The 23,234-nt window shown below is 59.8% G+C and carries 22 protein-coding genes; 6 read left to right on the top strand and 16 right to left on the bottom strand.

Going from position 1 to position 23,234, the window contains the following annotated elements:
- The 8 genes from NW852_RS00150 to NW852_RS00115 form a co-directional block, all read right to left on the bottom strand.
- On the bottom strand, positions 1 to 392 hold a 392-nt coding region (locus NW852_RS00150; RefSeq protein ID WP_414426366.1), incomplete at its 3' end, for a protoglobin domain-containing protein.
- Between the two features lie 52 nt (positions 393 to 444).
- Positions 445 to 813 carry a roadblock/LC7 domain-containing protein gene (locus tag NW852_RS00145; RefSeq protein WP_414365145.1) on the bottom strand — a complete coding sequence of 123 codons (369 nt, stop codon included), beginning with the start codon at positions 811 to 813 and terminating at the stop codon, positions 445 to 447.
- Between the two features lie 110 nt (positions 814 to 923).
- A complete protein-coding gene (locus tag NW852_RS00140; protein ID WP_414365143.1) occupies positions 924 to 1,811 on the bottom strand; it encodes a DUF4388 domain-containing protein in 888 nt (295 codons plus the stop codon).
- Positions 1,812 to 2,130: 319 nt separating this feature from the next.
- Entirely contained in the window at positions 2,131 to 2,964 is an 834-nt protein-coding gene (locus tag NW852_RS00135; RefSeq protein ID WP_414365141.1) for a DUF4388 domain-containing protein, read from the bottom strand.
- Between the two features lie 279 nt (positions 2,965 to 3,243).
- On the bottom strand, positions 3,244 to 5,724 hold the full coding sequence (locus tag NW852_RS00130) for a heavy metal translocating P-type ATPase (protein WP_414426365.1): 2,481 nt from the start codon (positions 5,722 to 5,724) through the stop codon (positions 3,244 to 3,246).
- Positions 5,725 to 5,872: 148 nt separating this feature from the next.
- Positions 5,873 to 6,142 (bottom strand): hypothetical protein, encoded by a 270-nt coding sequence (locus NW852_RS00125; RefSeq protein ID WP_414359753.1) that lies wholly within the window; start codon positions 6,140 to 6,142, stop codon positions 5,873 to 5,875.
- A 12-nt stretch (positions 6,143 to 6,154) separates the two neighbouring features.
- Positions 6,155 to 7,420: a beta-ketoacyl-ACP synthase II gene (gene fabF, locus NW852_RS00120; protein WP_414365137.1), complete on the bottom strand. Its 1,266-nt coding sequence runs from the start codon at positions 7,418 to 7,420 to the stop codon at positions 6,155 to 6,157.
- A gap of 93 nt (positions 7,421 to 7,513) precedes the next feature.
- Positions 7,514 to 7,759 (bottom strand): acyl carrier protein, encoded by a 246-nt coding sequence (locus NW852_RS00115; RefSeq protein ID WP_011431644.1) that lies wholly within the window; start codon positions 7,757 to 7,759, stop codon positions 7,514 to 7,516.
- Between the two features lie 204 nt (positions 7,760 to 7,963).
- Between NW852_RS00115 and rpsF the strand changes: the two genes are divergently transcribed.
- From rpsF to NW852_RS00095, 4 genes are all read left to right on the top strand, one after another.
- A complete protein-coding gene (gene rpsF, locus NW852_RS00110; RefSeq protein ID WP_414398714.1) occupies positions 7,964 to 8,281 on the top strand; it encodes a 30S ribosomal protein S6 in 318 nt (105 codons plus the stop codon).
- A gap of 86 nt (positions 8,282 to 8,367) precedes the next feature.
- A complete protein-coding gene (locus tag NW852_RS00105; RefSeq protein ID WP_414365133.1) occupies positions 8,368 to 8,766 on the top strand; it encodes a single-stranded DNA-binding protein in 399 nt (132 codons plus the stop codon).
- A gap of 69 nt (positions 8,767 to 8,835) precedes the next feature.
- The gene (locus tag NW852_RS00100; protein WP_414365131.1) at positions 8,836 to 9,495 is read left to right on the top strand and encodes a M14 family zinc carboxypeptidase; all 660 of its coding nucleotides are present in this window, start codon (positions 8,836 to 8,838) and stop codon (positions 9,493 to 9,495) included.
- Positions 9,496 to 9,682: 187 nt separating this feature from the next.
- The gene (locus NW852_RS00095; protein WP_414365129.1) at positions 9,683 to 10,213 is read left to right on the top strand and encodes a universal stress protein; all 531 of its coding nucleotides are present in this window, start codon (positions 9,683 to 9,685) and stop codon (positions 10,211 to 10,213) included.
- Here NW852_RS00095 and NW852_RS00090 read toward each other — a convergent pair.
- From NW852_RS00090 to purM, 5 genes are all read right to left on the bottom strand, one after another.
- A complete protein-coding gene (locus tag NW852_RS00090; RefSeq protein WP_414371612.1) occupies positions 10,210 to 11,643 on the bottom strand; it encodes a DUF4340 domain-containing protein in 1,434 nt (477 codons plus the stop codon). The genes NW852_RS00095 and NW852_RS00090 overlap by 4 nt on opposite strands.
- 18 nt (positions 11,644 to 11,661) lie before the next feature.
- Positions 11,662 to 13,230, bottom strand: coding sequence for a GldG family protein (locus NW852_RS00085; RefSeq protein WP_414371614.1), 1,569 nt, complete (start codon positions 13,228 to 13,230; stop codon positions 11,662 to 11,664).
- Positions 13,231 to 13,254: 24 nt separating this feature from the next.
- Positions 13,255 to 14,040, bottom strand: a complete 786-nt coding sequence (locus tag NW852_RS00080; RefSeq protein ID WP_414365124.1) for an ABC transporter permease — start codon at positions 14,038 to 14,040, stop codon at positions 13,255 to 13,257.
- Positions 14,037 to 15,071 (bottom strand): ABC transporter ATP-binding protein, encoded by a 1,035-nt coding sequence (locus NW852_RS00075; protein WP_414365122.1) that lies wholly within the window; start codon positions 15,069 to 15,071, stop codon positions 14,037 to 14,039. Before NW852_RS00075 ends, NW852_RS00080 begins: the two co-directional genes overlap by 4 nt.
- A gap of 204 nt (positions 15,072 to 15,275) precedes the next feature.
- Positions 15,276 to 16,331 (bottom strand): phosphoribosylformylglycinamidine cyclo-ligase, encoded by a 1,056-nt coding sequence (gene purM / locus NW852_RS00070; RefSeq protein WP_414365120.1) that lies wholly within the window; start codon positions 16,329 to 16,331, stop codon positions 15,276 to 15,278.
- Between the two features lie 145 nt (positions 16,332 to 16,476).
- On the opposite strand from purM, the gene NW852_RS00065 reads away from it, so the two are divergent.
- Positions 16,477 to 17,580 (top strand): septal ring lytic transglycosylase RlpA family protein, encoded by a 1,104-nt coding sequence (locus NW852_RS00065; protein ID WP_414371617.1) that lies wholly within the window; start codon positions 16,477 to 16,479, stop codon positions 17,578 to 17,580.
- On the opposite strand, the gene NW852_RS00060 is transcribed toward NW852_RS00065, so the two are convergent.
- The 3 genes from NW852_RS00060 to NW852_RS00050 form a co-directional block, all read right to left on the bottom strand.
- Complete coding sequence (locus NW852_RS00060) at positions 17,581 to 18,603, bottom strand: response regulator (protein ID WP_414371619.1); 1,023 nt, start codon at positions 18,601 to 18,603, stop codon at positions 17,581 to 17,583. It lies immediately after the preceding gene.
- Between the two features lie 11 nt (positions 18,604 to 18,614).
- Positions 18,615 to 21,644, bottom strand: coding sequence for a PAS domain S-box protein (locus tag NW852_RS00055; protein ID WP_414371622.1), 3,030 nt, complete (start codon positions 21,642 to 21,644; stop codon positions 18,615 to 18,617).
- A gap of 195 nt (positions 21,645 to 21,839) precedes the next feature.
- Positions 21,840 to 22,838 carry a ribose-phosphate pyrophosphokinase gene (locus NW852_RS00050; protein ID WP_414365113.1) on the bottom strand — a complete coding sequence of 333 codons (999 nt, stop codon included), beginning with the start codon at positions 22,836 to 22,838 and terminating at the stop codon, positions 21,840 to 21,842.
- Positions 22,839 to 22,969: 131 nt separating this feature from the next.
- Between NW852_RS00050 and NW852_RS00045 the strand changes: the two genes are divergently transcribed.
- On the top strand, positions 22,970 to 23,113 hold the full coding sequence (locus tag NW852_RS00045; protein WP_414365112.1) for a hypothetical protein: 144 nt from the start codon (positions 22,970 to 22,972) through the stop codon (positions 23,111 to 23,113).
- Positions 23,114 to 23,234 lie beyond the last annotated feature (121 nt).

Here is a 23,234-nt window from a genome sequence, read left to right as displayed (position 1 = left end):
TCGGGCTTGCCCTCTTTGACCAGCCGACGACTCACCTCCTGGACAACCGTCGCCATGGCCGGCACCACGTGTTGAGGACCGATGCCAACCCGCACATGAACTAAGCCAATTTTCCAGCGGCGCTCGGCATACTGGGGGCCCCAGTTGTCCATGCCTGTGAACATTTCCTTAAACCAGTCGGCAAAAGTCTGGCCCAGCCGCTGCCGGTTATGCTTGGCAATGATGGTCGCCATCTCGGCATCGCGATCCAAATAGCCGTAAAAGGTATCCGACATTTCTGTAGCGATGCTGCTGCCCCAGTCGGCACTTTGCTGCAAAATCTTCTTATCTTCATCTGTAAATTCGGTGCGCGAGATCAAGACTTGCAGCAGCTCCAAAGGTTTGATAGCCATAGTTCCCTCAGAATCAAGTCAAAATCAAGCTCAGCTTCTCCACTTAGCCTCTCTACTTCATGGCTTCCGCAATACTTGCCGCGGCTCGCTTCATCTCCAAAAACAGCAAGCCCTGCTTTACTTCATCGCTGGCAATCGTCAGCAGTACAGCATCGGGGCCGCAACTGGTTAAAACTCCATATCCCTTTTCTCCCTGCACAAAGACCCTCTCTATGGTCCCACGACCCAACTCTTTCCCAATCCGCTCCCCCAAAGAAAGCATGGCAGCAGACATGGCCGAGGTTCTTTCCTCGTCCATGCCCATGGGCAATGTGGATGCCAATGGCAACCCATCAGGAGTAACCACAGCCGCTCCTTGAATTCCTGGCGTGCTGGAAATGTAGTTCTGGAGAATTGCCTGCAAAGAGGATAAGTTAGCCATTCTTTCTCTCCCCGCTTTCAGCCCTTTTCGTCATTTTTCCATCTGTTCTTATACCTGCTGCAAAAGATAATAACGCAGAGATCTACCCAAAGATTTCTGCTCCCAAAAAATCATCTATCACGAACTCCCCTCAGTAAAGTGGCAAGTCGCGCAACGAGGGAGGGCTTAACCTGCTCATTCCCTTCTTGGGAGGGAAGCTGCTTGGCGTTCAGCTTCTCCTTTGCGGTTTCTAGGTTGTCTGCTGCTGTTGCCGACTTGTCCAAGAAAGCCGCGAGAGAAGCAGAAGCAATAGTCGTTGGGCCATCACAGGGACTGATGAGCCCCAGCTTGGCCAGGCGGGCGCAGGCATAGCGAACTTCCAGAAGATCTGCCCCCAGCAGCCGGGCTAGGTCGGTCAGCCGGCGCGAAGGCGAAACCTGCTCCAGGATCCCCCACTCCAAGGCAGAGAGCTTGTACAGGGGCAGCTCAGTGCTGGTGCGCCAGAAATAGCTGTCCGGCTGCGGCAGGTTCTCCTCAGGAAACTGATCGAGCTTAAGCTGCTGTAGCCCTTCTAGAACCAAAGCACTGGCCCCCTTGCTTAGGCCAGTCATCTCCCGATAAGGCATGGGTGCGTTAGGTAGGAAGCTGAAGTGGCCCGCTTCCAGAGCAAACAAGCTGTAGAGCCCCACCTGCAGTTGGTGGCGGAAGAGCTTGGCCAAAGCTGCCGGCGAGATCAACCCTTGCCGCTGCAAACACCGCCCCAGCGGCTCTTCCAGTCCACAGAAAGAAGCCAGCTTTTCCACCACCCGCTCGCTGACCAGGCCCGAACGGGCCAATAAACTCTCCAAGCGATGCTCCTCTTCGGGGGGCAGAGCCGCAATTACCCGACCTTGATAAAACCAGATTTTGTAGATGCCGTTTGGGGCCCAGATGGAAAGTTGCCCTGTTTTGCCGCCTTTTTCAATGAGCTGCAACAGATCGGGCAAAGAAAATTCCTGGAGGTCTCCAATGATGGCCATAGCAATTCTTTAGCCTCCATTAGTTTCAGGGATCCTCAAAGACACTATCATTCTCATCCGGTGATTCCCAGACAACAACCGTGTAGCAACGGCAAAGCTACCTTTGCTCAAGCACTCGAGCTAGCAGCAATTCTACTGACGAACGATTTCATTGGAGAGATAGGGTCTAGGCATTGAGCTGCGTAGGATTTTGGCATCAATTCCTATCACTATTGTGTCGCTCTGATCTAGATCCGTTACAACCATTCAGCTCATCTTTACCTAAATTAACTTCGTAAAGCCGGCATGGGGAAATGCCATAAGATTTTACCCTACCGGCTTATTTTTCGCGAATGGTTTTGAGGAGGGTAGAGAGGCGGCTGACCAAAGAAGGCTTAACCGGCTCCTTCTCTTCCCGAAGGGTGGAAAGAAACTTAGAAGCCGCCGCGAGCGCAGGCTGGGGTGAAGCCGCCGAGCTGTCGCAGGGGCTGATGAGCCCCAACTTGGCCAGGCGGGCACAGGAATAGCGCACTTCCAAGAGATCTGCCTTCAGGGATTGAGCCAACTCAACCAGGTTACGAGCGGGGGAGATCTGCTCTAGGATTGCCCACTCCAGCGGCGAGAGTTTGTACAAGGGCAGCTCGGTGCTGGTGCGCCAGAAGTAGCTGTCCGGCTGGGGCAGGTTTTCTTCCGGGCGCTGCTCCAACCGAAGCTGCTGCAGCGCTTCTAGAACCACGGCGCTGGCCCCTTTGCTTAGGCCGGTCATCTCGCGGTAGGGCAGGGGCACGTTGGGCAAAAAGCTAAACTGGCCAGCTTCTAGGGCAAAGAGGCTGTAGAGCCCCACTTGCAGTTGATGGCGGAAGAGCTTGGCCAGAGCTGCCGGCGAGATCAACCCTTGCCGCTGCAGGCAAAGGCCTAGAGGCTCCTGCAAGCTGCAGAGGAAGGCTAACTCCGCCACCACCTGCTCGCTGACCAGGTTTAAGCGCACCAGCAAGCGCTCCAACCGGTGCTCTTCTTGGGGAGACAAGGCCGCCACCACTCGCCCCTGATACAGCCAAACTCGATAAATGCCAGTAGGTGCCCAAACCGACAGTTGGCCCGTTTTCTTTCCTTTTTCCATCAAATGCAACAGGTCGGCTAGGGAAAATTCCTGAAGATCTCCGAGCATTGCCATGTTTCCGCGCTCCCTCCACCTATTGGATCCGGCCTTTTCAGTATTTTCCCGGTTTTTCCCTTGCTAAGCAAGTTACAAAAAAGGGCAACTCCGGGCAAGCTTAAGCTCGATTCTACACTTAGATGCTCAAAAGTTACAGCTAATTCAGCTTTTCAATCAAACTTAACCAGAGTCCCCACTCTCTCGGCCTCAATGGAGCGGAAGTTGTGGCAAAAGTCCAGCAAAACTTCGGAAACAGCAACAGATAGCAGGTAGGATATTTGTAGTTTTTAATACTTTTTAACTCTGACCATCAGAGGATCCACTGAATACAAAAGTTTGCTTGAGAAGGAGCGAATTGAGGACTACACTGAGGGAGCTGAAGGCCATGAGGCCGCCTGCTAGAGCGGGGCTGAGGCCGATGCTGAATCCGGGCAGGAGCGCGCCGGCGGTCACCGGGATCCCGACCAGGTTGTAGGCGAAGGCCCAGAGGAGGTTTTGCTGGATTTTGCGGAAGGTGGCGCGGCTAAGGCGAATGGCTTCCACGACGTCCCAGAGGCGGTTGCGCATGAGGATGATATCGGCAGTCTCCAGGGCGGCAGCGGTGGCAGAGTGCAGGGCAATGCCCACATCGGCTTGGGCCAAGGCGGGAGCGTCGTTGATGCCATCGCCCACCATGGCAACTCTCTGGCCCTGGGCCTGCAGATCTCGGATAACCTGGGCTTTATCTGCCGGCTGCACCTCGGCAATGACGCGGATCCCTGGCACCTGTAGAGCTTGGGCCACCTGCTGGGCCACCTCGGCCCGATCCCCAGTCAGTAAGACCACCTGCAGGCCCATTTTCTGGAGCTGTTGCAGGGTTGCCTGGGCATCGGGCCGCAAGGGATCCTGCACCGCCAACAGCCCCACCAGGGATCTGTTCAGGGCCACGCCCACCACCGTTTTGACGGCTTGCAGCAGCGCCTTGGCTTGGGTCTGCGCCTCAGGAGAAAGCGGGATCCCCAGGGCGGTAAGCCCCTCTAGGGAGGCCAAGAGGACCTCTTGCCCTTCCACCCGCGCCGAGGCCCCCACTCCCGGCTGGGTGTGAAACTCGTCGGCAGAAAGCAGAGGCAGTCCCCGCTCGCGGGCGGCCCCCAAAATGGCTTGGGCCAGAGGATGGCGGGTGCCACTTTCTACTGTGGCCGCCAGTTGCAGTAGCCGAGCCGGATCCAGGGCAGGGTCGAGGACAAGGCAATCCGTTAGGTGCGGATCCCCCTGGGTGAGGGTGCCGGTTTTGTCGAAGACAACTGTTTGCAGGCGGTGGGTTTTTTCCAGGACATCGCCGCCGCGGATGAGCAGTCCCCGCTCCGCGCCCAGTCCGGTGCCCACCAAAATGGCTACGGGTGTAGCCAATCCCAGGGCGCAGGGGCAGGCCACCACCAGCACCGAGATGGCCAGCTTAAGGCTAAGGAGCAGAGGGGTGGGATGGGGGGGGTGATCCCCTAGGTGCAGAGAGGAGTGGAGACCAACCCCCATCAGGATCTCGCTTCCCCAGAGCGGGATCCCGATCCAGTACCAGAAGGCAAAGGTGAGAAGAGCCAGTGCCACCACGCCGTAGGTGAAGTAACCGGCCACCCGGTCGGCCAGGCTCTGGATGGGGGCCTTGCGGGCTTGGGCTTCTTCCACCAGGCGGATGATCTGGGCCAGGGTGGTGTCTTTGCCGGTGCGCGTAGCCCGACACAGCAGCAATCCCGATTGGTTGACCGTCCCGGCCACGACCGGATCCCCTGGCTGTTTGAGCACGGGTAGGGATTCCCCGGTGAGCATGCCCTCGTCCACCGTGGCCTGGCCGGCAATCACTTCTCCATCCACCGGGATCTGTTCGCCAGCCCGCACCTGCAGCCAGTCCCCCACCTGCACTTGTTCGAGGGGGCACCACTCTCCCTCTGAGGTCAGGGATCCCGCAGTCTCTTGGGGTGGCACTCGGCGAGCCAAGTTGGGGCGCAGGCTCACCAAAGCTTGCAAGCTGCCGGCGGCCCGCAGACGGCTCTGCTGCTCCAGGGCCCGTCCCAGCAGGATGAAGCTAAGCAGCATCACCGGCTCGTCGAAAAAGCACTCCCAGCCCACCTGCGGGGCCAACAACCCCACCAAACTAGCCAGGTAGGCGGATCCGGATCCCAGGGTGACTAGGGTGTTCATGTTGGGGGCCAGCCGCCGCGCCGCCCGCCAGCCGTCCAGGACAAGGTTGCGGGCCGGGCCGACGAAGGTCAACGTCGCCAACCCCCAGTGCAGCCAGACGTCGTTGAGGACGGGCAAGCCCAGGCGGGCGAACAGATCCAGGTGGCCGGCAGCAGAGATGAGCAGTAAAAAAGCGGCGGTGAAGGCCTGGCGAATCTGGGCTTGGGTTTGCCGCCGCTGCCGCGCGATGGGATCAGCGGGCGCATCCAAGGCATGATCCCATCCATCTGGGGAAGGAGCTCGACCTTGGGGAGAATCGGCAGCGCAGGAGCTGGGAAACCCCGCCTCTGTCAAGATGCGGGCCAGATGCTCGGGGTCAGGCCGGCTGCCAGGGGCAAATTCCACAAGGGCCGATTCGGTAACCAGGTTAACGCTGGCTTTGACCACCCCCGGCTGGTTGAGCAAGACTTGCTCGACGGCCCGAACGCAGCCGGCACAGCTCATGCCGCCCACGTGGAGCAGCAGGGATCCCTGCCCAGCCTGTTCCTGAAAGGGCCCATGGGACTTCTCTAGGTCTGGCGGCTGAGCTATCCGCTTGGGGAACTTCGCATCTGTAGTAGCCATCTCTAGCGGGTCAACGAAACTTTTCCCTCACCCCCCCGCCTCTCTCCTCTTGGGAGAGGGAAGCAGTTCCGCAGCCATGAGTAGTGAGCCTGGGGGTAAGGAGATCCCCCCTATCCTAGCGTTGGCATCTCAGGCCCCTACGGCCCACCTATCCCCTTTGAACCCGCCGCTCAAACTCCTCGCGGGTGGCATCCACCAGTTGCACCGCCTCTGGGTAGAGCTGCGGGTGGTTTTGCTTAAGCCAACTCAAGAGCCGCGCCAACTGGGCGGCGCAGAGATCCAGATCGGCCTGAAAAATCACTGCCGCTGCCATGTGCTGGGCGTATTCGGGGGGATGGCCCTGCTGCGTCAGCTCCGCCGTCAAGGCGGCCAAAGCCTGCTGCCGAACAGAGGGGGCGGAGCCTTCTGGGATGGACATAGGCGGGATTCCTTAGTCGGAAGAGTAGCGGCGCAGGGCTAAGGTCACGTTATGCCCCCCAAACCCAAAGGCGTTGACCAGGGCCACGTCAACAGCCATCTGCCGCGCCTTGTAGGGCACAAAGTCCAACCCTTCGCACTCGGGGTCGGGGTTATCCAGGTTAAGGGTGGGGGGAACCCAGCCGTGGTAGATGGCCAGGGCCGTCGCCACCGTGGCAATGCCGCCTGCCCCCCCCAAGAGGTGACCGGTCATGGATTTGGTGGCGCTAATAGCCAGGCGAGGGGCATGCTCGCCGAAAACTGCCCTGATGGCCTGCACCTCGGCAACATCTCCCACAGGCGTGCTGGTGGCATGGGCGTTGATGTGCTGCACCTCTTCAGGCCGGATCCCTGCATCTTTGAGGGCTAGCCGCATCGCGCGGGCAGCGCCTTCGCCGGCGGGGGCAGGGTTGGTGATGTGGTGGGCGTCGCAGGTAAGGCTGTAGCCGACGATCTCGGCATAGATCTTGGCGCCGCGGGCGCGGGCATGTTCCAGCTCCTCCAGCAGGAGGATCCCCGCTCCCTCCCCCATCACAAAGCCATCCCGCTCCCGGTCAAAGGGCCGGCAGGCCTGTTCGGGAGCCTCATTGCGGGTGGAAAGGGCCTTCATAGCGCTGAACCCCGCCACCGACAGGGGAGTCACTGCCGCTTCTGTGCCCCCTGTAATGGCCACCTGCACTTCCCCTCGCTGGATAAGCCGAAAGGCATCGCCAATGGCGTTGGAGCCGGAAGCACAGGCCGTCACCGTGCAGGAATTGGGCCCCTTGGCGCCAAAGTGAATGGCCACGTGGCCCGCCGCCATGTTGGCGATCATCATCGGCACCATGAAGGGGCTGCAGCGATCCGGCCCCTTTTGCAAGTAGATGGTCTGCTGCTCTTCCAAAACCCGGATGCCGCCAATGCCAGTGCCCAAGATTACCCCCACCTGCTCGGCGTTGAGATCGGTAATGCGAAATTGGGCGTCCTCCAGCGCTTGTTGGGTGGCGGCCAGCGCCAGATGGACGAAGCGGTCGGTGCGCTTGACGTCCTTGCGATCCAGGTAGTCGAGGGGATCAAAGCCCTTCACCTCCCCGGCAATGCGGCACTCGTGGCGGGAGGCGTCGAAGTGGGTAATCGGCCCAATGCCAGATCGCCCTGCCAACAAGCTCTGCCAAAACTCGGCGGAAGAATTGCCAAGGGGGGTTATCGCCCCCAGCCCCGTGATCACAACGCGACGCTGGGAGTTGGGCGGGACGGACATAGGAGCGGCGGCAGGATCCATAGACAACCGTGAGTACTCTTCCTTAGCACTCCCCCTCGAGGAGGAAGGGGGAGGCCTACCCCCTCTCCCAGCTTAGGCAGCTTTCTTGGAGAGGATATAGTTGACGGCATCCTGCACGGTGGCGATGCCCTCCGCATCTTCATCGGGGATTTCCAGATCGAATTCCTCCTCAAACGCCATGACCAGCTCTACCGTATCGAGGCTGTCGGCTCCTAGGTCGTTCTGGAAATTGGCTTCCAGGGTCACTTTGTCGTCCTCTACGCCCAGTTGATCGGACACGATCTTGCGAACACGGCTGTAAACTTCATCTGCGCTCATGCTTGGAACCCCAGATATCGACTGAGAGTGTCTTGGCTAAGCCAACCGGCGGCTATCGAAGCATCCCCTATTGTATCGGACAACGGATCCCCTCTTGTGAAGAGGCCCACCCGCTTTGGTCGCTGTAGAGGGGCGGAGAATTGAGCTGTGGCCCTTTTCGGTTGTCACAAGGAGAAGCTAGGATGGTTTACTGCTTCTTTTGATTTGGATTCCCAAGGAGAACTGGCTTCCATGCCCCGCGCCTACGAGACGATGCTGATCGTGCGCCCCGACATCTCGGACGAACCCCTGCAACAACTCCTCACCGAGCAGGAGTCGCTTCTACGAGAAAACGGGGCGACCGGCCTGGAAATTACCAACAGAGGCAAGCGCCGCTTTGCTGGGTTTGAGATGAAAAAGTTTAAGGAAGGCCTGTACATCCAGTTCAACTACGAGGCCGAGCCAAGGGCAGTAGCCACCTGGGAGAAAAATCTGCGCATCAACGAGAGCATACTGCGCTACATGACTCTGCGCTTGGATTAGGTTGACGGGATCGCGGTCTGGAGGCATGGTAGAAGTACTTGAGCTGCCTTCTTTTAACGCCCTGATAGCCTTTCAATAGCTTTGTCATGAACTCGATTGTCTTGATGGGGGAAGTGGCGAGCGAGCCGGAGCTGCGCTACACTCCCGACAACTTGGCCGTTACCTCGCTGGTGCTGCGCTTCCCCAGCTTGCGCCCGGAGGAGCCACCGTACCAAGTGCGGGTTGCTTCCTTTGGAGAGCTGGCCCAGCGGGTCGTAGATACTTGCCACGTCGGCGACCACATCACGGTGGAGGGCCAACTGCACATGAACGTGGTGGAGCGAGATGGGCGCAAGGAAAAGCAGGCGGAGATCACCGCCCGCCGCATCCATCAACTGGGATCCGCACAGGTTCTCTCTCTGTCGGCGACAGGTGAGTCCACAAGCTTGAAGTCGTCCGAAGGGGATGTCGCCTCTCTGCCGAACCCGGATGAGATCCCCTTCTAGGGACTGGGGATAGCCTCTCTCATCAGGTCTCAAGAATCCGCCGCTGCTCAACCCTCGGGCTCCCCGCATGTGCTTGGCTACTCTCTGCAAGGGCGCCCCATCCACCTCTGGCAGCTCACCCGCGGGATTCGCTCGTTCCTGCTAATCGGTGGGGTACATGGGGATGAGGTGGAGGGCTACGGCTTAATCGAGCGCTACCTGGCTTCTGGGAAATGGGGATCCTTGGAGAGCAAGGCTGCGCTTTGGGCGATCCCCCGTCTGAACCCGGATGGCTGTGCCCTGGGGCAACGGCTCAATGCCAACGGCGTGGATCTTAACCGCAATCTGCCCACGCAAGATTGGGTTGCGGCCTCTTTGGAAGCTCGCTATCCGCCGGGGCCAGCCCCAGGCTCCGAGCCCGAGACACAGGCGTTGTTGGCAAGTTTGGCCCAGATTCGGCCTCAGTTTATCCTTTCTGCCCACTCCTGCCAAAGCAATCCCTGCGTAAATTACAACGGCCCTGCTCTCGAGCTGGCCCAGGCGATGGCCGCTCACAATGGCCTGCCGGTAACGGACGACATTGGCTATCCCACCCCTGGCTCACTGGGCACCTGGGCGGGACAGGAACGGCAGATCCCCACTCTGACGCTGGAACTCCGGCGGGGCACTCCCCTCGACCAAGTCTGGCAAGAGCAAGCCGAGGCGCTGCAGGCGGTGTTGGAGTGGGCGGCCCAGGACGATGCGTTCTGACCTGTGTCAAGATCTCTGAACTTTCATTGCCAACCCGACAGGTCATCCGAGATGCCCGCGGTTTTCTCGCCCAGATCTTCTACAACACAGATAGATGAGGGCAAAGAAAAGAGGAACTTGGAGTCGAAACCGAAGTCAAACCTTGTCTTTCTTTTGCCCATCTGTTAGCCATTTGGAGGAAGTCGGTATGTTCAGCAGGATTTTGGTGGCGGTGGATCGGTCGGAGCTGAGCGAAGGGGTATTTCAGCGGGCCGTCCAGGTGGCGAAGGCCATGCAGGCCAGCATGATGATCCTCCATGTCCTGTCTCAGGAAGAGCCCGGAGCTCCAGAGCCACCCATGATTCTAGGTGTAGATTACAGCTCCACCATCAGTGCTGAGCTATGGCAGTCTTATCGCGAGCAGTGCGCCATCTTCGAGCAAAACCAAATAGACTACCTGCGCTCGCTGGTGGAGAAAGCGGCTGAGCAGGGGATCCCTGCTGAGTACAACCTCCACTATGGCAACCCCGGTCGGGTTATCTGCGACTTGGCCCGCTCTTGGAATGCGGATCTAATCGTGGTGGGCCGCCGCGGCCACTCCGGCTTGAGCGAGCTGTTCCTAGGCAGCGTCAGCAATTACGTGCTCCACCGTGCTCCCTGCTCGGTGCTCACCATTCAGGGGGAAGCTTTGAGAAAGGGATCCCAACCGCAGGAGAAGCAAGCGGCTACCCCCGCTTAAGGACTTTGGGGAGAGGCGGTGGGAGGGGAGCTCTCTGGCTGGCTTTCCTCCTCAGTGGTGGTCTCCAGGAGACGCTTAACCTCCGTTTCTATGCTGTTGAAGGTGCTCAGGTCGATGACAGCAACATCCGGCTGGCGGCTGCTTTGGGCGTAGGCGCGCAGACCGGAGGAGGTCAAGCGTAGAGTCAAGGGCTCCTGATCCGTGTCGGGCTTGGGCTCAAAGGTCAACTTCAGATCCGGCTCGGCCAGGGCTTTTTGGGCGTCGGGATCCGTTTCCGGCACGAACTCCTTGGCGCGGGCGGCGTTGAGGCTGGAGAAGAGAGAGCTGAGATTTACAGGCTGGCCCGGTCGCTCCGGATTTTCCCAGCGCAGCTCCAGGGATCCCTTCTCCTGGGGCAGGGGGTTGAGGGTAACCCGCTCTCCTTGGGATTCCAGGGTGACTTGACCCACCTGGTTGGAGTTGAGGTGAGCAAGGCGGTGATCCCGCAACTCCTCGAGGTCGGGGCGAAGGATGTCAGCAGTAGTGGTGAGGAGGGTAGCCACTGCCGGGTGCTCGGAGGTGATGACATAGACTTGACCGTCTTTTTCCGATCCCAAGGCCACGCTCAGGGTTTTGCCGTCTTTGAGCTCAACGCTTAGCTGAGCAGAAGGCTTCTCCAGACCATAAGGAGCCAGCTCCGCCTTGGTTTCAGCCGGGAACTCCACCGCCTGCAGGCGGGATAAGGTGTTGAGCAGGCGATCGACGTTGAGGTCATCGGCGGGCAGCTCTCTGGGCTCAACGATCTGCCAAGTATCTTCTTGCCGCTGCAAACGAACAACCTCTGGATCCGCCTCGGCCAACTGCACCTGCAGAGACTTCACTGCCGCCGTCTCGAAACGCAGCAGAGTCTTGTCCCGCAAAGCCAGCAGGGAGGGGAGCAGGGATCCCTTCTGGGCGCTGGCCAAGAGCACAACCTCTCCGCCTTCTGGCTGAGCGTAGAAGCCGGAGCCATCGAAGTTGTCGTTGCCGATGGCCAGACGGTAGGGATCCCCTTCTTTGGGGAAGAGGGCAATCTGGTGGCGCGGCTGATCCAGGCCGAAAGCCCCCAAATCCTCGGCCCCTTCCAGCGTGATTTGAGGCGTGAGGCGGGAGAAGGTGTTGAGAAGTTGCTCCACCGGGAAGTCCAGCGCCGCTGACTGGATGGGCTGGCGGATGCGCCAACGGGATTCCTCTTCTCCTTCTGGGGCCCGCTCCAGCAGGATAACTTCTGGCTGGCTGTCTTTCTGTTGGCGGATCTCGATGCGGGCAATGGTGTCGGGGGCAAAGTGAAAGAGCCGCGCCCGCTCCGCCTGCTGCTGCTGCCGCAGTTGCTGGAAGTTATCGAAGAGGAAATACCCCAGCAGAGCAGCCACTGCCAAGCCCAAAAGAATCCAGGTGCTGCGCTTGAACATGCTTGTCCTCCTTCGGCCCTACCGCCTTTGCCACCAGAGCCCAGCCCCTGCTCCCAACGCCACCAGCGGCAGCAGTACCGTCGATCCCAGCACCAGCCAGCGGAAGTTTTGGCCGGTCAGGGTGAGACGGCGATCGGTAATGGATTTGGGGCGGATGGAGATTTGTTCAGTTCGCTCGGTGAGCCAGTTAACCGTGTTGAGGAAAAGATCGCGGTTGCCCTGCTGCCTCAGGTTGCCGTCGAGGGCAAAGTTGACGTTGCCGATCACCACCAGGCGGGCCTCGGTCGGCGACTCCTGGGCTTCTGAGTTGTTCTGATCGCCTTTCACCTGCCGGGTCAGGGCTACGCCCAAGGTCAGGGGGCCGGGCTTGTCTTGATCCGGGTCAAATTGCACGGGGCCAGCTTCCAGGTTGGGGCTGGTCTCTCCCCAGCTCTGCGGACTGCTGCGCAGCAAGGGTGTGGCCTGGATCCCTTCGCGGGCTTGGGTTTCCACCGAACGGGCCAGCGGAAAGAGGGTCATCAGCCGCTGCTCGGCCAAGGGGGCGGTGATGGGGTGATCCCCGTAGGTGGTAACTAGGGCAACTGCCGGCCCCGTGCCCAGGAGTTGGCTGACGCTGCTCACCTCGATAAGGATGTCATCTCCCAAAACCACGCCCCACTCTTCCAGCAAGGGATCCAAGCCGGCATCCACCCGCGGCCCAATGAGCAGCAGCAGCCGTCCTCCCTTGGCCAGGTAGTCCTGCAGCTTCTCCACCTCGCCGGGGAAGAGAGCCCGCTGCGGCCCCGCCAACACCAAAACCTCTGTCTCGTCAGGGATCTCGGCCTGCACCAGGTTCAAGGGCTCCACTCGGTAGCCCTCCTGTCTCAGGGCTGCCACGGCCTGGGCCAGGGTGGGGGTGCCTTCCCGCGCTTCTAGGCCCACTTCCCCATGCCCTTGCACGAAATAGGCCAGCAACTCCCCGCGGTTGACCACTTTAGACAAGACGGGGGTCAGTTTGCTCTCCAGCTCAGGGGCAGGGGGCTGGGGCAGTTGCTGCCGGCTTTCTCCGGCCTCCACCACCAGGGTGTTGTTTTGCGTCACCTGCAGCCGCTGAATGGTGAGGGGATCCCGATTGGGATCGACAAACGCAAACTGGAAGCGCTCGGGGTTGAGGCGGCGGTAGCGCTCCAGTTGTTCCCGCAGGTTGGGATCCGGCGCCGTGGTAACCACCCAGACTTTGACGGGTTGCGCCAATCCCTGCACCAGTTGCCGGGTTTGAGGCGAGAGGGTAAACAGGCCCTCCTCGGTGAGATCCAGGCGCAGGTCGTAGCGCACCGCTACCACATTCACCAGCACCAGGATGACGGCCATCGCCGCCACCGCCACCAGGATGTTGGCGTTGGTCTGGGTGGAGCGCAGCCCCAAGAACAGGCTCACCTCCTGCCGGTGGGTGAAGCCCCAAACCACCACCAGAGCCAAGCCCGTGGCCATGAGGCTGAGGGGCACCGCCGTCCAGCCGGTGAGAGCGGATCCCACCAGCAGGCCGATGGCAATCCCACCAAGGCCGACGATCCCCGCCCAATCTGCCAACGCCCGCCAGTCTTTCATCACCGCACTTCTCCCAACACAACCCTAGCTTTGCTGCCAGCGCAGGCTTTCTACCGATTGCACCGTGGCAAACAGCCCCAGCACGATAATGCTGAGGAAAAGGACGATGCTACTGCTGCTGAGGATCCCTTGCACCCAGTTGCTATATTGCTGCAGCAGAGAAATATGCCTCAGGGTAGCGGCAATCCAGTTGTTCTCCTGGCCGGCCGCCGCGTCGATCACCCAGAGCAGCAGGATTAGCCCAAAGGTGGCCACCGCCGCGATAAGGGTGCTGTCGGTCAGGGAAGAGATGAACAACCCCAAGGCCATGACACTGCCCGCCAGCAGAGCAAGTCCCACATAGCCCATTAGGGTTAGGCGGTAGTCCACTGCCGGGGTGGCGCTGCTCAGCACCAGCACGTGGTAGACCAGCGGTGGCAACAGCAGCGTCATAAAAAACACCCAGACCGCCAGCCACTTGCCCAGGGCCACCTCCAAGTTGGTAATGGGGGAGGTGGCCAATAGCTCCATGGTGCCCCGCCGCCGCTCTTCGGCGTAGGAGCTCATGGTGAAGATAGGCAATAAAAATAAGGAAAGCGTGCCCAGCAGGTTGAGAAACTGCTGCGACAGGATGGTGGCGGCATCAAAAGGGTTCTCTTGGCCAAACTGGGCAAAGAGATCCACCTGCTGGGAGAAGTTGATCACCCGCACCAAGATGTTGACGAAGAAAAACCCCGCCAGCCCCCAGAGTACTGCCGCCACCACATAGGCAATGGGGGAGGTGAAGTAGCCGCGCAGTTCTTTGCGAAAAATGGCCACTGCTCCGTTCATGCTGCTTCCTCCAATGTGCCTGCGGATCCCTCTTGGGTGGTGAGCTGCAGGAAAATCTCTTCCAAAGAAGCCTGGGGACGACCAATCTCGTAGAGGTCGATCCCCGCCTGCACCAGGGCCCTGGCCACCTCCGGGATCCAGCCTAAGGACTCTGTCCCGTTGTCGCGAACGGCAGCAACGTTGCTTTTAAGCTGCACCTGCCAGCGAGGGGGATCGGATCCCAGGGGCTGCAAACTCACCACCTCCACCTGGGGCAGGTTTTGCAGGGCCGCCCGAATGGCCGTTTCCTCAGGGGCGCCCACCACCAGCTTCGCCTGCTGCCGATCCTGCACCTGTGCCGTCAGCTCGGCGGGCGTGCCGATGGCCGCCACCTGGCCGCGGTTGATGATCACCACCCGGTCGCAGGTCATGCTCACCTCCGGCAGGATGTGGGTGGAGAGGATGATGGTGTGCTCTCCCGCCAGGCTCTTGATCAGGTTGCGCACCTCGATGATCTGCTTGGGATCCAGCCCAATCGTGGGCTCGTCCAGGATGATCACCGGCGGGTCGTGCACCAGGGCCTGGGCCAGGCCCACCCGCTGCTTGTACCCCTTAGAGAGCTTGCGGATCAAGGTGTGGCGCTTGTCTTCCAGACTGCAGCGGCGGATCACCTCGTCCACCCGCCTGGGCCGGTCGCCGGGGCTGACCCGCTTGATCTGGGCAACAAAGTGCAGGTAGGCCTCCACCGTCATGTCCGGGTAGAGGGGCGGGTTTTCCGGCAAATAGCCGATGCGCTGCCGCACCGCCATCGAGTTTTCGTGGACATCAAACCCGGCCACCCGCGCCGTCCCCTCGCTGGCGGGCAGATACCCGGCCAAAATGCGCATGGAGGTGGTCTTGCCGGCGCCGTTCGGCCCTAAAAACCCCATGATCTCGCCGGCGTTGACCTGGAAAGAGATATCGCGAATGGCCGTAAAGCTGCCGTAGGTTTTGCTCAGATGCTCCACTTCGATGGCAGCCGTGGTTGCAGGAGCAGTGGATAAACCTATCATCGGCGGCTCCTAACCTAGAGGGTCAGCGTGAGTTGGCCAACAGCCCAAGTCCGTAGATGCGAAAGCGCGCAGCCCTTGTTTTGAAACAGGCAGAAGTTGAGAGCAACAGAGGCGGCAGCGCTGAGGCCATCAGCAAACTTAGCACAGAGGCGGCGGGGATAAGCAAACGGCAGCGGGATCCCCTCCCCCCTTTTGGTGGGGTGCTCAGGGGGCCAGGGATCCCCACGCTTCCAACCCCAAGACTCGGCTCTCCCCAGGGCGGGCGGCCACCACCTCCCCGATGGGAAAGGCTTCGGGCAGCAGTGAGCTCACCTGATCTTCCGCCTCAGGGGGCACCACCAGCACATAGCCCACCCCCAGGTTAAAGGTGTTGAACATCTCCAAAGTCTCCACCTGGCCCTGCTCCTGCAGCCAGAGAAATTCCTGTGGGATGGGCCAACTGTGGGGCTCTAGTCGCGCCGCCTGGTCAGGAGCCAAACAGCGGGGCAAGTTTTCCGGGATGCCGCCGCCGGTGATGTGGGCCATGCCGTGGATGGGGATCCCTGCTGCTTGCAGCCGCTGCACCGCCTGCACGTAGATGCGGGTGGGGGTGAGAAACACCTCCGCCAGAGGCCGATCCCAACCAGAGGGCTGGTGATCCCAGCGCCAGCCCCGCTCGGCCACAATCCGCCGCACCAGGCTGAAGCCGTTGCTGTGCAGGCCGCTGCTGGGCAAAGCCCACAGCCGATCCCCAGCCTGCACCCGCGAGCCGTCGAGAATGTCCGCCCTCTCGACAATCCCGACACAAAATCCCGCCAGGTCGTACTTGCCGGGCGGATAAAACCCCGGCATCTCCGCCGTCTCTCCCCCCAGCAGTTGGCAGCCGGCCTCCTGGCAGCCCTCCAGAATGCCGTCAATCACCTGCCAGAGAGCTTCCGGCTCCAGCTTGCCGGTAGCCACATAGTCCAGGAAAAACAGCGGCTTGGCTCCCACCGTCAGCACATCGTTGACACACATGGCCACCAGGTCGATGCCCACTCCGTGGTGCTGCCCCCACTGCTGGGCAATCTCCAGCTTGGTGCCCACCCCATCGGTACCGGCAACCAAAACCGGCGCTCGGTAGCCTGCTGGCAGCTCGAAGAGGCCAGCAAACCCCCCAATGCCCCCCAAGGTTCCTGAAGAACCTGAAAACGGGACTTTAGTTCGTTCAACGCGCTCGCGAATCCCCTTGACAAAGGCGCGGCCCAGATCGATGTCAACCCCTGCTGAGCGGTAGTCCAAGATGACGAAAATCCTTGTGCTGACGGAACTTAGGCTTTTGCCCTCGACCGGGCAAGCTTGTCAATTTAGAAACCTATGGTACATTAACTTCTGTTTTACTGTCGCATTGGATGTTGTACAGGAGTTTCGAGAGGAGCGCGGCCTCATGCGAAATTGGAAGCGGCTTGGACAGGGACTGGCTCCCGCCCGCCAAGTGGGCTTAGTCGGCTGTCTCTGTGTTACGGCTCTCAGCTTGCCGGCAGGCATGTTGGGCAGCCCAAACTCGCAGGCACAAGCCTCAACTCGCAGCGGATCCCCCAGCGCCAGAGCAACCCAGCCATCCCCCAAAGCCCACTCGCTCTCCCCGGCAACCGACCTTGTCTCCCCTTCCCAACCCAACGCTCCCCTGCCGGCCAAACTCGGCACCTTGCACTCGCAGGACTCGGAGTCTCTCCTCCTATCTCGCCAGGCGATCCCTTCGCGGCCAACAGAAGAACTCACCCTCAAGATCGGCGAACAACAGCAGCAAACCAGACAGCCCATCTCCACCCTCTACGACTACCAGATGGATGGGCGGCAGGTGGTCACCGTCTACGTTCGGGATCTACCTGTTGTCAGCTTTGTCGAGCAACCCGGGTTGGAGTCGCCGCTGCTGCGGGCCAGCACTCTGGTGGCCCGGCTCAACCAAATGGCCCAGGGATCCCTGAAGGACACGACCATTACCCTGGCTTGGGCAGAGCCCCAATCCGGGGATCCCCTCTACGCAGTTCAGGTCAACGGCGAGGAATTGCTGCGCATCGACGAGGGAGTCCTGCTGCCAGATAACCAACGCCCGGTGGATACAGCAGTTTTGGCTGCCAATCGTCTGCGCCGTCTGCTGCTGGATGCGCCCCCCATTTCGGCTCCGGCCCTACCTCAACCGGCTGCTCTCGCCGCCAAGGCCACTGTTGTAGGCCCTAAGCCAGAAACAGCCGCTCAACCAAAACCTGCCCCTGTCCGTACCGTCGGGCCTGTGCAGGAAGGGATCGCCTCCTGGTATAACCTACACCCCACCCGCCATGAGATGACGGCTGCCCACCCCACTCTGCCCTTCGGTACCGAGGTGCGGGTCACCAACCTGAGTAACGGGCGTCAGGCCGTCGTGCGCATCAGCGATCGCGGCCCCTTCATCCCCGGTCGGATTATCGACCTCTCCCTACGGGCAGCAGAGGCCCTGGGGATGGTGCGCTCTGGGCTGGCGCCGGTGCGGGTGGAAGTGGTGCAGCGCTAGCTAAGGCACGGGCGAAAAGCGCTTGGAGTCGGGCGAGTAGCGCCAAGAAATGCCGTCGGGATCCCGGCTGCGGCTCCACTCGGGAAACCCACTCTTGAACTTCCAGTAGGTGATGGCGGAGACCACTACCCCCAACCGCTCTGCTAGCTGAGTCTGGTTGAGGGGGCGCAGTGTTACCCGCGGCACTGTAATCGCCTCCTCGGCAGCGACAGGGCTGGGCAGGGGAGCGGGATTGGCCACCGCTGGGGGGGGCTCGGAGAGGGTAGCCGTAGCTATGGCCGCCGGTTTCTCCTCTTCCAGCAGGCGACTCCGGCTGGGCTCCTGGGGCCGCAACAAGCTAAACTGACTCAACAGCCCGACATTTTCTAGGTTTAGCAAATCTTCCAGGTTAGAGGTCTGATGAATCAGTTCCAGCTCGCGGTGAAACTCTTCCTCCAGCACCCGCAGGTAGTACTGCCACTTCTGCTCCGACTCTGCCTCTTTGAGCAGGCCTAGGGCAAACTTGAGCTTCGAGAGGAGCTCACTCAGATCTTGCAAGAATTTCTTGAACAAAGTGCCCTTGACCTCTGCAAACTGCTGCAACTGCTGCAGCTTTTGTCGCAGCTCCTCCAGCCTTTTCTCCTCCAGCCTGCGGCTCTCTAGGCTCTGGCGGTGGTTGTGCAGGGCAATTTCGATGGCGGTGTAGAGCTCCCGCTCTTTGAAAGGTTTGATGATGTAGCCAAAGGGCTGCGTCTCCTTGACGCGCGAAAGAGTGTCCTCATCAGCGTAGGCCGTCAGGTGCACCACCGGAATGTTGAAGCGCTCGCCGATTCGCTTGGCGGCTTCGATGCCATCGATATCTCCCTTCAAGACGATGTCCATCAAGACCAAGTCCACCGACATTTCCTCCAGCCGTCGGATTGCTTCTTCGCCAGAGGACGCGATGGCCGGCACCGCATAGCCAAATTTTTTCAGGACGTTGGCAATATCCTTGGCGATGATCTTCTCGTCTTCGACAACCAGAATGCTGCCTTTGGCAAGCATGGGAACTTTCTTCAAGGCTGGCTCCTTGGAAAGGTGATGATGAAAGTGGTACCCGACTTGTTTCTCAATTCTATCTTGCCCTGGAGCTGATCGGTGAGGGTCGCAACCAGTTGTAAACCTAAAGATTGAGTTTCCTTGAAATCGAAGTTGCGGGGCAGACCAATGCCGTTGTCAGAGACGCGCAACTGAGTATGGGTACGGGTTTGCTTAAAGTGGACGTCGATCTGACCACTGCGGCCTTTGGGGAAGGCGTATTTGAGGCTGTTGGTGACCAGCTCATTGATGATCAGGCCACACAAAACTGCGTCGTCGAGGTTGAGGCGGATCCCTTCGGCGCGGATGCTGGCGCGAATGATCTCGGGGTTCACGCCGTAGGAGCGGAAGAGATTGGAGATTAAATTGTGGAGGTACTGCTTCAAATCCACAGCAGCCAGGTTGTTGGACGGGTACAGGCCCTCGTGGATCAAAGACATCGCCTGAATGCGGCTGCCGGCGTCCTTAAAAACGCGGGCATACTTGTGGCTTTTGATTTGATCCGCCTGGAGCCGCAGCAAGCTGGAGATGATCTGCAGGTTATTTTTGACACGGTGGTGGATCTCCCGCAGCAGAATCTCTTTTTCTTGCAGGGCTGCCTGGATCTGCAGCTTCGCCTGTCTTTCTTCAGTAATATCTTCGCAAATGCCAATAACGAAGAGGTTTTTGCCTTCGGGATCCCGCACTGCCGAGACCGCCAGGCGGCACCAAACCACCTTGCCGCTGCGGTGGATGTAACGTTTTTCCAGGTGGTAGCGATCCCGTTGGCCGTTCACAACTTCCTGGAAGAGTCGCCAATCTTCCTCGATATCGTCCGGGTGGGTGAGGTCGCAGAAACTCCTGCTGACCAATTCGGCAGCGCTGTAGCCAAGGATCTCTTCCAGGGCGGGGTTCACCTTGAGGTAACGGCCTTGTCGGTTGACAATGGAAATGCCCAGGGCCGACTGCTCGAAGATGCCCCGCAAGCTCAGCTCGCTTTGGCGCAGGGCCGCCTCCGCTTGCTTGCGCTCGGTGATGTCCAGGATTTGGCTGAGAAAGTAGCTGGGATCCCCCTGCGCAGTGCGCACCAGAGTGATGCGGAGAAGGGCGTAGACGATTTGCCCGTTCTTGTGGATGTAGCGCTGTTCCTGCTCGCAGTGGTGCACCTCGCCGGCCAGTAGGCGGTTGGTGCTCTCCAGGGTGGCGGCAATGTCGTCAGGATGGGTGATGTCGAGGACGGTTTTGCCTTTGAGATCTTCTAGGGTGTAGCCTAGGGTTTCGGTGAAGGCGGCGTTGATTTGAAAATAGGTACCATCCAGGTGGGTCATGGCCTTGGCAATCGGGGACCACTCAAAGGATTGGCGGAAGCGTTCTTCGCTTTCTCTGAGGGCGATTTCTGCCTCGACACGGGCGCTGATGTCGATCACCTGGTTGAGAAACTGGGTGGGCTGGCCGGCTTCATCGGTAAGCAGGGTGGCCTGGAACAGCACATGGACAACCTGGCCGGAACGGTGGATGTAGCGAATCTGCCGCTGGCTGATGGAGACTTTGCGTGTCAAGAGGGCCTCGTTAGCCGCCAGCAGTTGGTTGACATCGTCGGGGTGGAGGATGTCCAGTTGTTGCCGACGCTGCAACTCTTCGGGGGTGTAGCCGACGATCTGGGCAAAGGCCTCGTTGACCTGGATAAATCGCCCCTGCAAATCCACCAGGGCAATGCCGTTGGGAGCCAGCTCAAAGATCTGCCGGAAATGGTTGGCGCTCTGTTGCCAGGCTTGCTCTATACGACGACGTTCGGCTTCCAGTTGCTTGGACTCGGTGATGTCTTCGACGATCCCTGCCACCCGGTAGAGTTTGCCCTCTTTGTCGAGGATGGGAAAGGTGCGTTCCCGCAGCCAGAGGATGCAGCCATCGGGGCGGCAGAGGCGAAAAACCACATCGGTGGGTTGGCCCTGAAGTTGGGCTTGAAAAATGGCGGGGAACAGCCAGCGATCGTCAGGGTGAATGTGGCGCATCCAGGCCTGGGGATTGGCGTAGGCCTCTGCAGGGGAAAGGCCCCAAATGGCTTCACAGGCGGGGCTGACGTAAATCAGCTCTTTGCCGCAAAGCGTTGAAATCCAAAACAGTTGCTGGCTGTTCTCAGCCAGTTGCAAAAAACGATGCTCGCTCTCTCTGCGGGCTTCCTCCAGTTGCTGTTGCCGTTCTTTAAGCTGGCGGGAGGCCGTGATATCGGTAACAAACCCTTCAAAATAGAGGGGCTCCCCCTGCTCGTTGTACAGGGTGCGGGCGTTTAAAGAAATCCAGATTTTTTTGCCGTCCTTGCGGCACACCTGCTGCTCGGCGTGCACGACCTGGCCTTCCTTCAGCATGCGCTGTACGAACTCAGATCGCTGCTCCGGGTCGCCGTAGATCTGAGAGCCGATATCGGAGACGTGGCGCATCAAATCTTCTGGGGATTCGTAGCCAAAAATATGGGCCAGAGCCGGGTTGGCCACCAGATATTTCCCTTCTGGAGTCGTTTGAAAAATACCTTCGACAGCGTTCTCGAAGATCTGTTGGTAGCGGGCGGCAGTGCTGCGGCTGTGCTGCAGTTGCGCCCGAAGTTCCGCGAGGGCTTGTTGCTGCTCCTGGGCCTGGAGCAGGATGTGTCGCAGGCTGAGGGCGATGAGGTTGATCTGTCCCCGTTCGGGGAGACTCAGTGGGCGAGGGCACTCCCCCAGTAGGTGAAGTGTCGCCAGCCACCTCCCTCCCTCATCCAGCAGGGGAAAAGCTTCATGAAAGGGCCAAGATTCGGGGGGGCTGAGCGGCTCGTTGCCAGGGATCCGCTGGGGGTCGCGGTAGAGGATCCCTTTTGTAGGCGAGTCGGGATTGGATCCCGGCTGGGCCAGTTCTAGATAGACCAAGGGGACGTTCAGCAGTTGCCCCAGCAATTGCAACAGCGGGTACAGCGCTGCAGCGGACTCCGTCTTCAGTTCAGTTTGAAGGGACGGCTCTTCCCTAGCGGCGGCCTGTCCGGCAACAAAACTGTTCACAGCGGATCTTGGTGACCTAGAAATGGGAGGCGACATGGGAAAAACTCGGCTGGGAAGTTAGCTCTACCCAGTCCATCACGATAGATGGGGGGCACCTGTTGAGTTGGTCTTCACAGGGAAAAAAGCAAAGGATCGCCGCTAGGTACGCCCGTTCCGCACCCACTATCTATACTTTAGCGATGCTCTGGAGAAACCTTAGTGAAACATGCTGCTGACGGAGCTGTCTTCGTGAATGCGCCAGATCGCCTCTCCCAGCACGTTCGCCACCGAGAGGACGGTCAAGCCTGGAAAATGCCGCTCTGGAGGAATGGGGATGGTGTTGGTGACGATCACCTCTTCAAACAGACCGCCCTGCAGGCGTTCGATGGCCGGATCGGAAAAGACAGGGTGGATGGCGCAGGCATAGACCGCCTTGGCCCCCGACTTGCGCAGCAGCTTCGCCCCTTCCGAGATAGTGCCTGCCGTGTCAATCATGTCATCTACGAGGATGGCGATTTTACCGCGCACATCGCCAATGAGGTTCATGACTTCCACGTCGTTGTGGGCCTGGCGGCGCTTGTCAATGATGGCCAGCGGAGCTTCCTTGAGTTTTTTGGCAAAGGCACGTGCCCGCGCTACCCCTCCCACATCGGGAGAGACGACCACAATATCTTCGTCGAGTAGGCCTTTTTCTTTGAGGTAAGCCTGCAGTACCGGCTGGGCGTAGACGTGGTCGAGGGGAATGTCGAAGTAGCCCTGGATCTGGGCCGAGTGCAGATCCATGGCCAGCACCCGGTGTGCCCCTGCCTGGGTGATCATATTGGCCACCAGCTTGGCGGTAATGGCTTCCCGTCCGGCGGTTTTGCGGTCGGCGCGGGCGTAGCCGTAGTAGGGCAAGACGGCAGTGATCTGGCGGGCCGAGGCGCGGCGGCAGGCATCGATGATCACCAGCAGCTCCATCAGGTGATCGTTGACCGGGCGGCAGGTGGGCTGCACCAGGTAGACATCGGCGCCGCGAATCGACTCCTGGATTTGGATGTACAGCTCACCATCGGCAAAGCGCTTGCGCAGCATCGGGCCCAGATCCAGGCCTAAGTAACGGGCTACTTCCTGGGCTAGGGCTGGATTGGCGCTGCCTGAGAAGATTTTAAGGCGGTTACTATCTGAGATGGGTGGCAGGGGAGAAGGGCGAAGCAGAGGAGCAGGGCGAACCACAGATCGACGCTGAACTCGTCCGTAGCCAACGCCTGACGGCGAGCTGACGCTATCGTAGCACTGGCGCTTGCAACTTTAGCAACTGTATTCTTCGGGATTTTGGGTCTCGGAGGCAGGTTAGCATAAACGGGATGAAGGTGGAGCTGCTCCACATCCACAAGCACTTTGGGGCGGTACAGGCAAACCGCGATGTGTCTTTGCGGGTGGAGGCAGTCACAATGCACGGTCTTCTGGGGGAAATGGAGCCGGCAAAAGCACCTTGGTCAAGATCCTGAGCAGCTTTCTGCGCTGCGATCTAATGCGATCTAAGGAGAGATTTGGAATGAACTACCCCACCGCGTAGGCGGGTGGGGTTTCCTCACCCGCTTGGCAGCAGAGCTTTTGTCTCTTCTTCTG

This window comes from Synechococcus sp. H60.1, from assembly GCF_047462335.1.
In the GTDB taxonomy this organism is placed as follows: domain Bacteria; phylum Cyanobacteriota; class Cyanobacteriia; order Thermostichales; family Thermostichaceae; genus Thermostichus.
This window is presented reverse-complemented; position numbering and strand designations above follow the sequence as displayed.